Annotated in this window: 11 protein-coding genes, 1 tRNA gene and 1 riboswitch; of the genes, 2 read left to right on the top strand and 10 right to left on the bottom strand. The window is 71.5% G+C overall.

Annotated elements, in window-relative coordinates:
• The first annotated feature begins 109 nt into the window (after positions 1-109).
• Complete coding sequence (locus tag FB470_RS13715; RefSeq protein WP_306991653.1) at positions 110-628, top strand: inorganic diphosphatase; 519 nt, start codon at positions 110-112, stop codon at positions 626-628.
• A gap of 56 nt (positions 629-684) precedes the next feature.
• On the opposite strand, the gene FB470_RS13710 is transcribed toward FB470_RS13715, so the two are convergent.
• From FB470_RS13710 to FB470_RS13690, 5 genes are all read right to left on the bottom strand, one after another.
• Positions 685-1,953, bottom strand: coding sequence for a serine hydroxymethyltransferase (locus FB470_RS13710; RefSeq protein ID WP_306991651.1), 1,269 nt, complete (start codon positions 1,951-1,953; stop codon positions 685-687).
• Positions 1,954-1,970: 17 nt separating this feature from the next.
• Positions 1,971-2,056: riboswitch (ZMP/ZTP riboswitch) on the bottom strand.
• A gap of 10 nt (positions 2,057-2,066) precedes the next feature.
• Positions 2,067-2,588: a gamma carbonic anhydrase family protein gene (locus FB470_RS13705; protein ID WP_306991649.1), complete on the bottom strand. Its 522-nt coding sequence runs from the start codon at positions 2,586-2,588 to the stop codon at positions 2,067-2,069.
• A gap of 10 nt (positions 2,589-2,598) precedes the next feature.
• Positions 2,599-3,180 carry a TetR/AcrR family transcriptional regulator gene (locus tag FB470_RS13700; protein ID WP_306999250.1) on the bottom strand — a complete coding sequence of 194 codons (582 nt, stop codon included), beginning with the start codon at positions 3,178-3,180 and terminating at the stop codon, positions 2,599-2,601.
• 35 nt (positions 3,181-3,215) lie between these two features.
• The gene (locus FB470_RS13695) at positions 3,216-4,037 is read right to left on the bottom strand and encodes a class I SAM-dependent methyltransferase (protein WP_306991647.1); all 822 of its coding nucleotides are present in this window, start codon (positions 4,035-4,037) and stop codon (positions 3,216-3,218) included.
• Positions 4,038-4,105: 68 nt separating this feature from the next.
• Positions 4,106-4,179, bottom strand: a tRNA-Thr gene (locus tag FB470_RS13690).
• Positions 4,180-4,305: 126 nt separating this feature from the next.
• Between FB470_RS13690 and FB470_RS13685 the strand changes: the two genes are divergently transcribed.
• On the top strand, positions 4,306-5,928 hold the full coding sequence (locus FB470_RS13685; RefSeq protein ID WP_306991645.1) for a hypothetical protein: 1,623 nt from the start codon (positions 4,306-4,308) through the stop codon (positions 5,926-5,928).
• Positions 5,929-6,004: 76 nt separating this feature from the next.
• Here the strand turns inward: FB470_RS13685 and FB470_RS13680 are convergent, their stop codons facing one another.
• The 5 genes from FB470_RS13680 to topA all read right to left on the bottom strand — a co-directional run bounded on the left by FB470_RS13680 (position 6,005) and on the right by topA (position 13,689).
• Complete coding sequence (locus tag FB470_RS13680; RefSeq protein WP_306991643.1) at positions 6,005-7,213, bottom strand: DNA polymerase III subunit delta'; 1,209 nt, start codon at positions 7,211-7,213, stop codon at positions 6,005-6,007.
• Positions 7,210-9,306 carry a bifunctional MFS transporter/dTMP kinase gene (locus FB470_RS13675; protein ID WP_370876467.1) on the bottom strand — a complete coding sequence of 699 codons (2,097 nt, stop codon included), beginning with the start codon at positions 9,304-9,306 and terminating at the stop codon, positions 7,210-7,212. The genes FB470_RS13680 and FB470_RS13675 overlap by 4 nt, the downstream gene beginning before the upstream one ends.
• Positions 9,307-9,452: 146 nt before the next feature.
• On the bottom strand, positions 9,453-9,956 hold the full coding sequence (locus tag FB470_RS13670) for a hypothetical protein (protein ID WP_306991642.1): 504 nt from the start codon (positions 9,954-9,956) through the stop codon (positions 9,453-9,455).
• A gap of 110 nt (positions 9,957-10,066) precedes the next feature.
• The gene (locus tag FB470_RS13665) at positions 10,067-10,870 is read right to left on the bottom strand and encodes a hypothetical protein (protein ID WP_306991640.1); all 804 of its coding nucleotides are present in this window, start codon (positions 10,868-10,870) and stop codon (positions 10,067-10,069) included.
• A gap of 53 nt (positions 10,871-10,923) precedes the next feature.
• Positions 10,924-13,689 (bottom strand): type I DNA topoisomerase, encoded by a 2,766-nt coding sequence (gene topA, locus FB470_RS13660; protein ID WP_306991638.1) that lies wholly within the window; start codon positions 13,687-13,689, stop codon positions 10,924-10,926.
• Positions 13,690-13,870 lie beyond the last annotated feature (181 nt).

Here is a 13,870-nt window from a genome sequence, read left to right as displayed (position 1 = left end):
GACATCGGTGCGACTTCCCAACGGCGCGTGGTCCACACTAGTGACGACAAGTTAGCGAAACCGTAAGCCGCCGGACTCGGCGGGAAAAGACGAGGTCAGCGAGGACGCCGTGGAGTTCGACGCCACGATCGAAATCCCCAAGGGGGAGCGCAACAAGTACGAGGTGGACCACAAGACGGGCCGGATCCGACTGGACCGGACCCTGTTCACGGCCACCCAGTACCCGGCCGACTACGGGTTCATCGACGACACCCTGGGGCAGGACGGCGACCCGCTCGACGTGCTGGTGCTGGTGCAGGAGCCGACGTTCCCGGGCTGCCTGATCCGCTGCCGGGCGATCGGCATGTTCCGGATGACCGACGAGAAGGGCCCGGACGACAAGGTCCTGGCCGTGCCGTCGGACGACCCGCGCCTGGAGCACCTGCGCGACATCCACCACCTGAACGAGTTCCACAAGCTGGAGATCGAGCACTTCTTCCAGGTCTACAAGGACCTGGAGCCGGCCAAGAGCGTCGAGGGCTCGGCCTGGGTGGGCCGCGCCGAGGCGGAGGCCGAGATCAAGCGCTCCTACCAGCGTGAGATCGACCGGATCGCGAAGGAGGCCGCCGAGGGCGGCGAGCACCACTGAGTGCGGACGCGGAAACGCCCCCTTCCCCGCGCGGGGAAGGGGGCGTTTCTCGTTGATCAGGCCCGGTAACCCGGGATCGGGTAGGCGGCGAGCAGGTCGCGCACCTCACCGGCGATCGTGCTGATGGCGGCCTCGTCGTTCGCGGCGGCCGCGGCCACCGAGCGGTCGATCCACTCGGCGATCTGCGGCTGGTGCTCCGGCGTGAGGCCCCGGGTGGTGATGGCCGCGGTGCCCAGCCGGATGCCCGACGGGTCGAACGGCTTGCGCGGGTCGAACGGCACCGTGTTGTAGTTCAGCTCGATGCCGGCGCGGTCCAGCGCCTGCGCGGCGGGCTTGCCGCCGATCTGCTTGCTGGTCAGGTCCACCAGGAGCAGGTGGTTGTCGGTGCCGCCGGAGACGAGGTCGAACCCGCGCTCGATGAGCGCCTCGGCCAGCGCCTTGGCGTTGGCGACGATGGCGTGGGCGTAGTCGCGGAACTCCGGCTTCGACGCCTCGCCCAGCGCGACCGCGATGGCGGCCGTGGTGTGGTTGTGCGGGCCGCCCTGCAGGCCGGGGAACACGGCCTTGTCGATGGCCTTCGCGTGGTCGGCGTCGGTCATGATCATCGCGCCCCGCGGGCCGCGGAGGGTCTTGTGCGTGGTCGTGGTGATGACCTGCGCGTGGCCCACCGGCGACGGGTGCGCCCCGCCGGCGACCAGGCCGGCGATGTGGGCGATGTCGGCGACCAGCACGGCGTCGATCTCCCTGGCGATCTCGGCGAACGCCGGGAAGTCGATCGTGCGGGGGATCGCGGTGCCGCCCGCGAAGATCAGCTTCGGCCGGTGCTCCAGCGCCAGGTCGCGGACCTGGTCGAGGTCGACGCGGCCGGTCTCCTTGCGCACGCCGTAGCGCACCGGGTTGAACCACTTGCCGGTCGCCGACACCGACCAGCCGTGGGTGAGGTGCCCGCCGTCGGGCAGCGCCATGCCCATGATGGTGTCGCCGGGCTGGGCGAAGGCCAGGTAGACGGCCAGGTTCGCGGGCGAGCCGGAGTAGGGCTGCACGTTGGCGTGGTCGACGCCGAACAGCGCCTTGGCCCGCGCGATCGCGACCTGCTCGACCTGGTCGATGAACTGCTGGCCCTCGTAGTACCGCTTGCCGGCGTAGCCCTCGGAGTACTTGTTGGTCAGCACGGACCCGGTGGCCTCCAGCACCGCCTCGGAGACGTAGTTCTCCGAGGCGATGAGCCGGATCTTCTCGGCCTGGCGGCGCGCCTCGTCCTCGACGAGGCCGGCGATCTCCGGGTCGGCCGCGGTGAGCTCGGGGATGGCTGGCTGGTGCGTCATCTTCCTACTCCTGACACTGGCCACACCCAGGCGCGCGGTGCCGGCCTCGTCGGTCGCTTCCCGGTGGTGCTCCACCTCTACGGCGCCAGTCGCAAAGTTGCTGTCAGCCCAGCTTAGTCGACGGGTGCGACACCGTCCGCGTGCCGCTTGGCCAGCTGCTGGTAGATGGCCGCGTTGTGGTCCACCCAGCCGCGCGCGGAGTCGGTCAGCGGCACGAACTTCTTCGCCGGGCTGCCCATCGCGATGACCTCCGGGGGCACCTGCGTGCCCGGCGTGACCGTGGAGCCGGCGGCGATCAGCGCGCGCTCGCCGATGACGGCCTGGTCCAGGACCGTCGCCCCGTTGCCGATCAGGGCCTGCTCGCCGACCGTGCAGTCGTGCACCAGGCACATGTGGCCGACGGTCACGTTGCGGCCGATCTCGCACACGCCGGTGTTCACGTGCACGACCGTGTTGTCCTGGATGTTGGCCCCTTCGCGCACGATGATCTTCCCGAAGTCGGCGCGGACGACCGCCCCGTACCAGATCGAGGCGTCCTTCTCGATGACGACGTCACCGATGAGGGTCGCGGTGGGCGCGATCCAGGCGTCGGGGTGCACGGTGGGGCTGACGCCCTCGAACGAGAACAGTGGCATACCGGGAACCTTAGGGCAGGCAGAGGGACTCGATCTCCTCGCGGAGGGTCGCGAAGGGGCGGCGCCGGACGCGCTGCTGCACGACGGCGCCCAGCAGGTAGGACAGCAGCGCACGGGCCCGCGCCCGGGGATCGTCGACGCCGACGCCGGCCAGCAGCTCGGTGAGCAGTTCGGTGACCGACCGGAGCATCGCCTCGATGGCCTCCGGGTGGTCGGCCCGGCCGACCGCGATCCAGTACTCGAACCACAGGAACGCCGAGTTGGGCTGGGCGGTGAAGGTGCCGAGGTAGGCCTCGAGCACGGCCCACAGGCGCTCGCGCGGGTCGTCGTGGCGCGCGGCCACCGCGCGCAGGTCGTCGAGGAAGGCCGTGACGTGGGCGGCCATCGCGCGGTCGACGAGGACGTCGGTGTCGGAGAAGTAGTAGTGGATCGCGCTCTTGGTGAGCGGGCTCGCGTCCGCGATGGCGCGGGCGGTGCACCCGGCGAGCCCGTCACGGGCCAGCACCGCGCGCGCGGCTTCCACGATCTGCTCCTGCTTGGCGAGCTGGTTCGGCGAGAGCCGCTCGCGCTGCCCCGGCGGGGTGACGACCACAGCGATGTCCTCCTGACGCGACAAGGACACCCAGCCTACCTTTCAGGACCGGCGTCCTGAACCCGACCGTCCACTGTGTCCGCCTCGATCACCCGCACCAGGCGGTTGTCCGGCGGCACGTGGAGGACGGCGCGGGCGAAACCCGCCGTTTTCAGGGCCCGCTCGGCGGCGGCCTCGCCGTCGAAGTGCAGGTGCACCTTGCCGCGCACGAAAACCGACAGCGCCCGCGTGAACGCCCGCACCGCGAAGTCCGAAGTGGCCAGATGCAGGTCCGACAGGTAGCGCCCGCGCTCGAACCGGCCGAGCGCGCGGGCGAAGCGCGACCACATGGCCCGCACGGTCCGCTCGTCGAAGTAGTTGACCAGCCCCTCGGTGACGATCACCAGTCCGCGCGCGGGATCGAGGCCGGCGACCACGCGGTCCAGACCTCCGTCTTCGAGGACGTCCAGCTCGACGACGCGGTGACCGGGCCCGGCCGGGCTCGCGCGCCGGAGGATCCGCCGTTTCCGCCCGGCCATGCCCGGCAGGTCGGCCTCGAGGTAGGTGAGGTCGGGGTGGCGCCGGGTGAACCGCCAGCCGCGGGCGGCCAGCCCGGCCGCGATCTCGACGACCTGCGTGATGCCGTGCCGCTCGATCGCCTCGGTCAGCAACTCGTCGATCAGGCGGTGCCGGGCGAGCAGGAACCCCTCCAGCGTCGGCCCGCCCACCGCGCCGCTCACCGCCATCGCCGGCGCCAGGAGGCGGTGCAGCAGCCGCCCCTCGCCGGTGGCGAACGCGGGATCGGACAGGCCGCTGCGCACCCACACGTAGCCGGTGTAGTGCGCGGTGGGGCTGATCGTCTCGGAGCGGCGGGCCATGGCGGGACAGCCTAGGCCGGGAACGACGTCGGGGGCCCTCCGGCTGGAGAGCCCCCGACCGTTGCCGGAGCCGCCTAGGGGAATCGAACCCCTGACCTGCTCATTACGAGTGAGCCGCTCTGGCCGACTGAGCTAAGGCGGCAACACGAACTAGTGTAGCGACCCCTCTCGCGTCACTTGCGACCCCCTTGGTCGTTAGGCTCTGCGACGCCGGTCACAACGGCCGGCCCCAGTCGTTCCTGGAGGGACCCACCACATGCGTCGACGCATGCCACGCGCGCTGGCGCTGCCGGTCGCCGCGGCCGTCCTGGTGCTTTCGGGCACTCCGGCGATGGCACAGACCATCCCGACCACCCCCACGCCGGAGCCGGCGAACCCGGGGCAACCGCCGTTCGTGGGCCAGGAGGGGCCGCAGCCGCTCGGTCACGCCGTCGCCGACGCGGCCGCCGCGCTCGGGGTGCTGCGCCTGCTCCCCAACTCGGTCCCGACCAGCACGATCCTGCCGGGCTTCGGCGACCAGCTGCCGAAGCAGTCCGCGCTCGAGGCCGGCATGGGCCTGTCCAGCGCCCAGGCCAACTCCGAGGCCCTGCTCAGCTACGAGAAGTCGATCGCGCAGTCGTCGCCGTTCGGGCTCGCCGTGGCGGGCAACTCGCCGCCGGCGCCCGGCAGCCTCGTGCAGACCGCGCTGCCCGACAACGAACAGCCCCTGACCGGCGGCCTGAACGCACCGGACAACCCGCTGCTCAACCTGGGCGTGCTCAACGGCAAGGTGCACGCGCGCTACAGCCCGACGCTCGGCCCGTGCGTCGGCACCATCGCCGACGCCAGCACGTCGGTGGCGAGCCTGTCGCTGCTCAACGTCATCCCGTCGCTGCCGAACCTGCCGATCAGCAGCCTCAACCTGCAGGGCGTCGACCTGGCGAAGGGCTTCGACCCGGCCAAGGGCCTGCAGACGCTCGGCGGCCTGCTCAGCGGCGGCGCGCAGACCACGGCCGACGGGACGAACTCGGTGCTCAGCCTGCCGAACACGCTGTCCTCGCGGTCGGTGGTGGAGCTGGTCGACATCCCCGGCTCGCCGAACAAGGCGGTCCAGTCGACCTCGACCCTGCAGGCCGCGGACATCGAGATCCTCAAGGGCACCCCGCTCGAGCTGACGCTCAAGGTCGCCAGCCAGCCGACGCTGAAGGTCCTGTCCACCGGCGACGAGAAGACGTCGAAGGTCGAGTACACGGCGCCGGTCATCACGATCGAGCGGCAGGGCAAGGTGCTGTACACGCTCGACGCGACCAACCCGACCAAGGACATCCCGATCGGCCTGCCGCTGTCCGGGCTGTCGGACCAGTTCGGCGCGCTCAAGGACCTGCCCGTGGTCGGTGGCCTGGTCGCCACGGCGAACGAGGGACTGCAGCAGGTGCCCGACACCGCGGGCAAGGTGCTCGACCTCGGTGTGCTGCGGCTGAGCATCGCCGAGCTGACCCAGAAGGGCCAGAACCTCACCGACCCGTTCAAGGGCTTCCAGCTGGGCGCCTCCGCGCGGATGCTGAACCTGCAGATCCTGCCCACGGCCGGGCTGAAGAACCTGCTCCCGGCGGGCAGCGACTCGCTGCCGTCGTCGCTGGCGCAGATCTCGCTGGGCGAGCAGATCGGGCGGGCCTACGCGCCCGAGGGTGGCGTCGTGTGCGGCAGCACCACGCCGGCGGCGCCCGCGGGCAACGCCGCGCCGCAGGCGCCGCAGAAGCTGGCCTACACGGCCGGCGCCTACTCCGCGGTGCCGCTGTTCTGGACCGGGACGGCGATGCTGCTGCTCGGCGTCGTGCTGGTGGCGGCGTTCCCCGCGCGGAAGCGGATCAAGGCGGCGGTCGTGAAGCCCTCGCCGAGGCCACGCGACTGACGGTGACGCCAACGGCGCCGGCCCTCGATCCGGGGGGGCGGCGCCGTTCTCCGGCCGGAGGATCCGGCGCCGGGCGTCAGCCGTGACGCAGAGCGGTCAGCATGGCTTCCACCGCGATCCTCGGTTTCACGTTCCACAGGATCGCCTCGCGGCAGGACAGCACTGCTTCCAAGCGCTTCAGGGTGGAGTCCGCTGTCCACTGCCGCGCGGCGGTCGCGATGTCGTGCGCGTGGTCCGGGTGGTTGAAGCGCGCGTCGGCGCCGCTGATGGCCACCAGCACGTCCCGGTAGAAACCGGCCAGGTCGACCAGCGCCAGGTCGAGGGTGTCCCGCTGAGTGCGCGTCGCCCGGGACTTCTGCCGCTTCTCCAGTTGCTTGACCGCCGCTTCGGCCGCTCGCTTCGCCCCGGCGACACCCTTGCCCGTCGCGTCGCCGCCCATCGCGTTGCGCAACTCGGCCTTCTCGGCCTCGTCGCGGACCTTGCTCTCCTCCGTCGCGTCCGCCTCCGACGCGGCGATCAGCTCGTCCGCGCACCGGAACACGTCGCCGGGGCGGCTCAGGCCCAGCGGGATGCGCAGCACCGCCTCGCGGCGCTTGCGGGCGTTCTCGTCGGTGGCCAGCCGCCGGGCGCGGCCCACGTGCCCACCGCACACCGACGCCGCCCACTCGGCCAGCTCCGGGTCGACGCCGTCCCGCTCGGCGAGCACCCGGGCGATCGCCTCGGCTACCGGCGTGCGCAGCGTGACCAGGCGGCACCGCGAACGGATGGTCACCGAGATGTCCTCCGGGTGGTCCGACGGCGCGCACAACAGGAACACCGTCCGGTCCGGCGGCTCCTCGACCGCCTTGAGCAGCGCGTTCGACGCACCCTCGGTGAGCCGGTCGGCGTCCTCGATGATCACGACCTGCCACTGGCCCGTCGTCGGGCGGCGGGCCCCGGCCTGCACCAGCGACCGCATCTCGGCCACCGAGATCGACAGCCCCTCCGGGATGACGAGCCGCACGTCGGCGTGGGTGCCGTGCATCGCGGTGCGGCAGCCCGGGCACTGCCCGCACCCGGTGCCGGTGATGCACTGCAGCGCCGCCGCGAACGCCCGGGCCGCCACCGACCGACCCGAACCGGGTGGGCCGGTGAGCAGCCAGGCGTGGGTCATCGCACCGGCCGGTGCCGGCTCGCCGGCCACGATCTTCGCCGCCGCGTCCGCGGCCGCGGACAGCACCTCGACGGCGTGGTCCTGGCCGACCAGCTGGGCCCACACCCCCGTCGGCGCGACGACAGCCGTCACCGGGCCTCCACCTCGGCCAGGGGCGCCAGGCCGAGCTTGCGCTGCGCGAGCACGGCCCGCACCGCGGTGCGCACCCGGCCGGTGACCTCGTCCTCGGGCCCGTCGGCGTCCACCACGACGTAGTGGTCGGGGTCGGCGGCGGCCATCTCGCTGAGCAGGGTCTGCACGCGCCACTGCTCCTCGACCGACAGCGGGCCGGGCGCGTTGGCGCCCGGGTCGGCGTCCAGCAGCACCGTCACGTCGGGGCGCAGCCGTCCGGTGGCCCAGTCCGCCAAGCCTTCGAGTTCCTTGGCGTCGAGCCCGGCCACGGCGGACAGGTGCGCCAGCGGCGAGTCGACGAAGCGCTCCATCACCACGATCGCGCCGCCGTCCAGGGCGGGCTGGACGTTGCGTTCCACCAGGTCGGCGCGCACCGCGGCGGCCGCGAGCGCCTGCGCCCGCGCGCCGGACAGCGAGGCGTTGCCGATGATCGTGGCCAACCGCGCGTCGTCCAGGGCCGGGTCCGCGGCCAGCACGACCGGGCGCGGGCTGACCGACCGCAGCCACTCGGCGAGCTTCGTCGCCTGCTCGGCGGTGTCCGCGGCGGTGGTGCCCTCAAGGGCGATGAGCAGGCCGTTCACCCGGCGCGGGCGGCGGCGGATCGCGTTGCGCAGGTCCGCCATGATCGGCTCGGACCGGCGCGAGTCCATCTGCCGGTAGGCGACGACGCCCACGATCGCGGCCAGCGCACCGCCACCGAGCATCACCGGCCGGGTGCCGTCGATGATGATCTCGTTGCCCCAGACCGTGACCCGCCGCGCCTGGGTGAGGCCGATCAGCAGCGGCACCACCGAGACCGACCCGAACACGATGATCTTCATCATCGACTGGTAGATCGCGTTGATCCGGCCGCGGATCGCGTCCTCGACCTGCGAACCGATGATCGTCACGCCGGTCAGGAACGCGGCGCCCGCACACGCGCCGACGATCGCCACCGCGACCAGCGACACGGTCAGGTGCGGCGACAGCGCCACCAGGATCAGCGCCAGCCCGGCGAGCACGATCGAGATGCCGAACAACCGGTCGTGCGGCAGCCGCCGGGCCAGCTTCGGCGCCCCGCCCATCCCGGTGGCGAGCCCGATGAACACGGCCACCACCAGCAGGCCCCACGTCGAGTCGCCCGCGTTCAGGCTGGCCGAGTACGTCTTGGCCGAACCGACCACCGCGCCGCCCGCGGCGAACGCACCCGCCGCGCCGATCAGCAGTCCGCGGACCAGGGGGGTGCTCTTGATGTACTTGCCCGCGTCCTTGATCAGCGCGCCCAGCCCCGGCGCTTCCTCGGTGACCGGTTTCGCGACCTTCTCGGCCTGCTCGTGCGCGACCGCGGCCATCTTGGGCTTGCGGATCGACAGTTCCTTGACGCGGGTCAGCACCAGGACGGCGCTGGCCAGGTACAGCAGCGCGATCAGCACGACGATGACCTTGGCGACGCCCAGCTCGCCGAAGAACCCGGAGGGCAGGCCGACCGACGCCGCGATCCGCGTCACGATCGCGTAGAGCCCGCCTGCGGTGACGGTGGCCAGGCCGTAGGTCATCACCAGGCCGAGCTGGTTGGCCGTCTCCACCTGGTCCGGTCGCTTGAGCAGGTTCGGGACCGCCGCCTCCTTGGACGGGATCCACATCATCGCGCTCGCGCTGGTCAGGAAGTTCGCGATGTAGAGCCACCACCAGGTGCCCACGAACGCCACCGACAACAGGAACCCGCAGCGGAAGAGGTCCGCGACGAACATGACCTTGCGCCGGTCGAAACGGTCGGCGAGCAGCCCGCCCAGCGGCGCGAAGATCAGGCCGGGCAGCAGTGCGGAGAGCAGGACACCGGTGAACGCGAAGTTCTGCGCGGTGTAGTTGTTGGTCAGCTGGGTGGCGAGGCTGGTCAGGCCGAGGATGGTCAGCCAGTCGGCGACGCTGCACAGGTACGTGACGCCCCACAGCCGCCGGAAGGGCCGGATCGCCAGGACCCGCCGGGCCCGGTAGATCGTCGAGGCACCACGCCCTCCCGGCGCCTCGCTTTCCGCGCCGGGTTGCACGTGCACGACCTCGCTGATCGGACCCACCCCACTTACTCCCGTGACGCTGGGGAACCCCTCGCGCGACAAACCGGTGTCCCCCAACCGTGCGGCCAGGGTAGCTCTGCCTGTCTGAGAGTGCCCGTCGTGGTCGGCCCCACGCGCCCGGAACGTGAAGATCGTCCGGCTGGGTCCTAGTCGAACAGCCCGCGGAGGGTGTCGATCAGGCTCGCCAGGAACTCGATCGCCAGTACGCCGAACACGATCATCAGCACGGCCGCGACGAGGAACGCCGCCGACCCGCTGGACGGCTTCGCCCGGCGCACCGAGCCGTTCTGACCGGGGCGCGGCAGCTTGAACGACGGGCGCGTCCAGGAGCCGATCTTCTGGCGCCCCCGCCAGGTGCGCTGCCGCGGCAGGATGCCCAGGGGTGGCGCGGGCGGCACCGCCGGGGCCGGCGCGGCTGGTGGGGTGTCGTCCGCGGGGACCTCGGCCGGCGCACCCGGTTCGGCGGCCATCGCCTCGATCATCTGGCGGACCTTCTCCGGGTCCGGCTCGACCGGCTTGGCCACCTTCAACGGCTGGTAGCCCTCGTCGTCGCTCACCGACCCCGAGACGGCGTCGCCGAACGTCAGAGGCTGCAGACCGGACTGCGTGCCGTCGCCGTCGAAGCGAGCGTCGTCCTTCGCCGGACTCATGCTGACCACTCCCGTGCTGTCCGAAACACCTCGACCCAGCGTAGTGGGCTTTTCGCGGCGTGGACGCGCCCATCCGGGCAACCATGCGATCACTGTGCGCAACCACCGGTTCAGGCACAGGTCATCGCCGCCTCGACCGCGTCGGTCATCCACCGCGCCAGCCCGTCGCGGTCCGAGGGCACCAGGAACAGCTGCGCGCCCTCACCCGGTTCGGTGACCGTGGCCAGGACGTGCCGTCCCAGGTCGTTGTCGACCACCACGTACCCGAGCCGGGGGAACTGGGCACAGCGCCGGTCGAACGCCATCAGGTCCACCACCGTCGTGCCCGTCCGCGGCCGGCGCAGGAACTCGCGCACCCGCGCCGCCCGCTCGGCGTCCCGCCCGGTCAGCTCGCCGCGCTCGCCGGCCCGCAGCATGAGCGACCCGAACCGGCCGTACGGCTGCTCGGGCACGAACCCGACCACCTTGTCGAAGAAGAAGCGCAGCTCGCGGAAACCCCACCCGCCGACCTGCGTGGTGTCCGGCCGCCAGCTCCACAGCACACCGGCCGCCGTGTCCGCGTACACCCGCACGTCCAGCGGCCCGGCCAGATCCCGGTGCACACCCGTCAGCACCATCCGGATCGGGCCCCGCAGCATCAGCCCGAACGCCCGCACGGCGTCGTCGGTCAGGTCACCGCCCTCGACGAACGGCGAGTCCCGCAGCTGCGCCATCCACGCGTTGTGCGCCTCCACCTCGGCGATGAGAGCAGCCGGGTCGGCGGTGTCCTGGGTGCGGCTCAGCGGGTACCGGATCCGCTCGACGTCGTCGTCCGTCGCGTACGGCGCGTACAGGTCCCAGGTGCTGGCGCGCTGCGGCACGGCGTCCAGCACCGGCCGCGCGGCCTCGGTCAGCAGTTCGTCGATCGTCGTCACGGGGGCAGTGTGCCCCCGGGGTACGACAGTTTCGTCGAACTGCTGTTCGAGGCCTACTTCTTGGCGGCGGCCTTCTTGGCCGGTGCCTTGCGCGCCGGCGCCTTCTTCTTCGGCGCCGGCCCCTTCGCCCGCTTCTCGGCGAGCAGCTCGGACGCGCGCTCCGGTGTCAGCCCCTCGATGCTGTCGCCCTTGCGCAGGGTCGCGTTGTACTCCCCGTCGGTCACGTACGGCCCGAACCGGCCGTCCTTGACCACCATCGGCTTCTTGGACACCGGGTCCTCGCCCAGCTCCTTCAGCGGCGGCTTGGCCGGGCCACGACGGCCGCGCTGCTTCGGCTCGGCGTAGATCTTCAGCGCCTCGTCGAGCGTGATCGAGAAGATCTGGTCCTCGCTCGACAGCGACCGCGAGTCGGTGCCCTTCTTCAGGTACGGCCCGTAGCGCCCGTTCTGCGCGGTGATCTCCTCGCCCGACTCCGGGTCCTTGCCCACCACGCGCGGCAGCGACAGCAGCTTGAGAGCGTCCTCCAGCGTCACCGTCTGGATGTCCATCGACTGGAACAGCGAGCCCGTGCGCGGCTTCGGCTTCTTCGCCTTGCTGGTCTTCTTGCCGCCCTCGGCCTCCTCGGGCTCGGGCAGCACCTCGGTCACGTACGGGCCGAAGCGGCCCTCCTTGGCGACGATCTCGTGCCCGCTGACCGGGTCCACGCCCAGCGAGCGGCCCTCCTGCGGCGTCGCGAACAGCTTCTCCGCGATCTCCGCGGTCAGCTCGTCCGGCGGCAGGTCCTCGGGCAGGTTCGCGCGCTGCGGCTTCCCGTCGACCTCGCGCTCGATGTACGGGCCGTAGCGGCCCACCCGCACGTACACCGTGCGGCCGTCGTGGTCCTCGAACATCGGGATGGAGTTGATCTCGCGCGGGTCGATGTCCTCGACACCACCGCTGACCAGCTTCTTCAGCCCGCCCAGGCGGCCGACCGAGCCATCCACGCCCTGCTCGCCGCCGAAGTAGAACCGCGACAGCCACCGGGTGCGCTGCTCGTTCCCGGCCGCGATGCGGTCGAGCTCGTCCTCCATCGCGGCGGTGAAGTCGTAGTCGACCAGCCGCTCGAAGTGCCGCTCGAGCAGCCCGACCACGGCGAAGGCCACCCACGACGGGACCAGGGCGGAACCCTTCTTCCACACGTAACCGCGGTCCTGGATGGTCTTGATGATCGACGCGTACGTCGACGGGCGGCCGATGCCCAGCTCCTCCAGCTTGCTGACCAGGCTGGGCTCGTTGTACCGGGCCGGCGGCGTGGTCGCGTGGCCGTCCGGGGACAGCTCGGTCGCCGTCACCGGCTGGTCCTTGACCAGCTGCGGCAGACGGCTCTGCTTGTCGTCCGCCTCGGCGCCCGAGTCGGCGTCCACGGCCTCGACGTAGGCCTTGAGGAAGCCGGCGAAGGTGATGGTGCGGCCGGACGAGGCGAAGGTGCACTCCTCGCCCGTGCTCGAGGTGCCGGTGATGCGCACCGAGATCGTGGTGCCCTTCGCGTCGGCCATCTGCGAGGCGATCGTGCGCTGCCAGATCAGCTCGTACAGCCGGAACTCGTCGGCCTGCAGCTCGCCCGCGACCTGGCCGGGCGTCCGGAACACCTCACCCGCGGGCCGGATCGCCTCGTGGGCCTCCTGCGCGTTCTTGACCTTGCGGGTGTACTGCCGCGGCGTCGGCGAGACGTGGTCCTTGCCGTACAGCTCGGTCGCCTGGCTGCGGGCCGCCGCGAGCGCCGACTCCGACAGCGTCGTGGAGTCGGTACGCATGTAGGTGATGTACCCGTTCTGGTACAGCCGCTGCGCGATCTGCATGGTCGTCTCGGCGTTGAAGCGCAGCTTGCGGCCGGCCTCCTGCTGCAGCGTCGACGTCATGAACGGCGCGTACGGCCGCCGGGTGTACGGCTTCTCCTCGACGCTGGTGACCTTGAAGTCCCGCTGGTGCAGGCCCTGGGCCAGCGCCCGCGCGCCGGCCTCGTCGAGCACCCGGACGTCCTGCGCGTTCGCCTTCAGCTGCCCCGAGGCGTCGAAGTCCTTGCCGGTGGCCAGGCGCGCGCCGTCGACCGACACCAGGCGCGCCGGGAACTGACGGGGTGTCGCGTCCTCGCCCGCGTCCATCGTCGCCGAGATGTCCCAGTAGGAGGCCGAGGTGAACTTGATGCGCTCCCGCTCGCGCTCGACGACCAGGCGGGTCGCCACCGACTGCACGCGGCCCGCCGACAGCCTCGGCATGACCTTCTTCCACAGCACCGGCGAGACCTCGTAGCCGTAGAGCCGGTCCAGGATGCGACGGGTCTCCTGCGCGTCGACGAGGTCCCCGTCCAGCTCGCGGGTGTCCTCGGCGGCCGCGCGGACGGCCTGCTCGGTGACCTCGTGGAAGACCATCCGGCGCACCGGGACCTTCGGCTTGAGGGTCTCCAGCAGGTGCCAGGCGATGGCCTCGCCCTCACGGTCGGGGTCGGTGGCGAGGAAGAGCTCGTCGACGTCCTTGAGCAGGCCCTTGAGCTCGGTGACCTTGGCCTTCTTGTCCGCGGACACGACGTAGAGCGGTTCGAAGTCGTGGTCGACGTTCACGCCGAGCTTCGCCCAGGACTCGCCCTTGTACTTGGCCGGGACGTCGTCGGCCTTCGACGGCAGGTCGCGGATGTGCCCGACCGAGGACTCCACCACGTAGCCCGGGCCGAGGTAGGACGCGATCTTGCGGGCCTTGGCGGGCGACTCGACGATCACCAGCCGTCGACGACCGGCGCCGTTCGCCCCGGCGTCGTTCTTCTTCGTCTTCGTCGATCCAGCCACGCTGTCCGCTCTCCTGCTTCATCCCGCCGCTGTGACAGCGGCGCCTGTTCAACCAGCAAGTGTGCACGTTGCCGGTCGCTCATGTCCCCCGAGGTGACGCAACACGCCGCGCCGCTCCGCGATCCGGAAGTCCGACGACGTGCGCCGTCCGTCCCTTTCCACACCTAGCACGTGATACCGG

The sequence above is a fragment of the Amycolatopsis thermophila genome (assembly GCF_030814215.1).
GTDB lineage: Bacteria > Actinomycetota > Actinomycetes > Mycobacteriales > Pseudonocardiaceae > Amycolatopsis_E > Amycolatopsis_E thermophila.
This window is presented reverse-complemented; position numbering and strand designations above follow the sequence as displayed.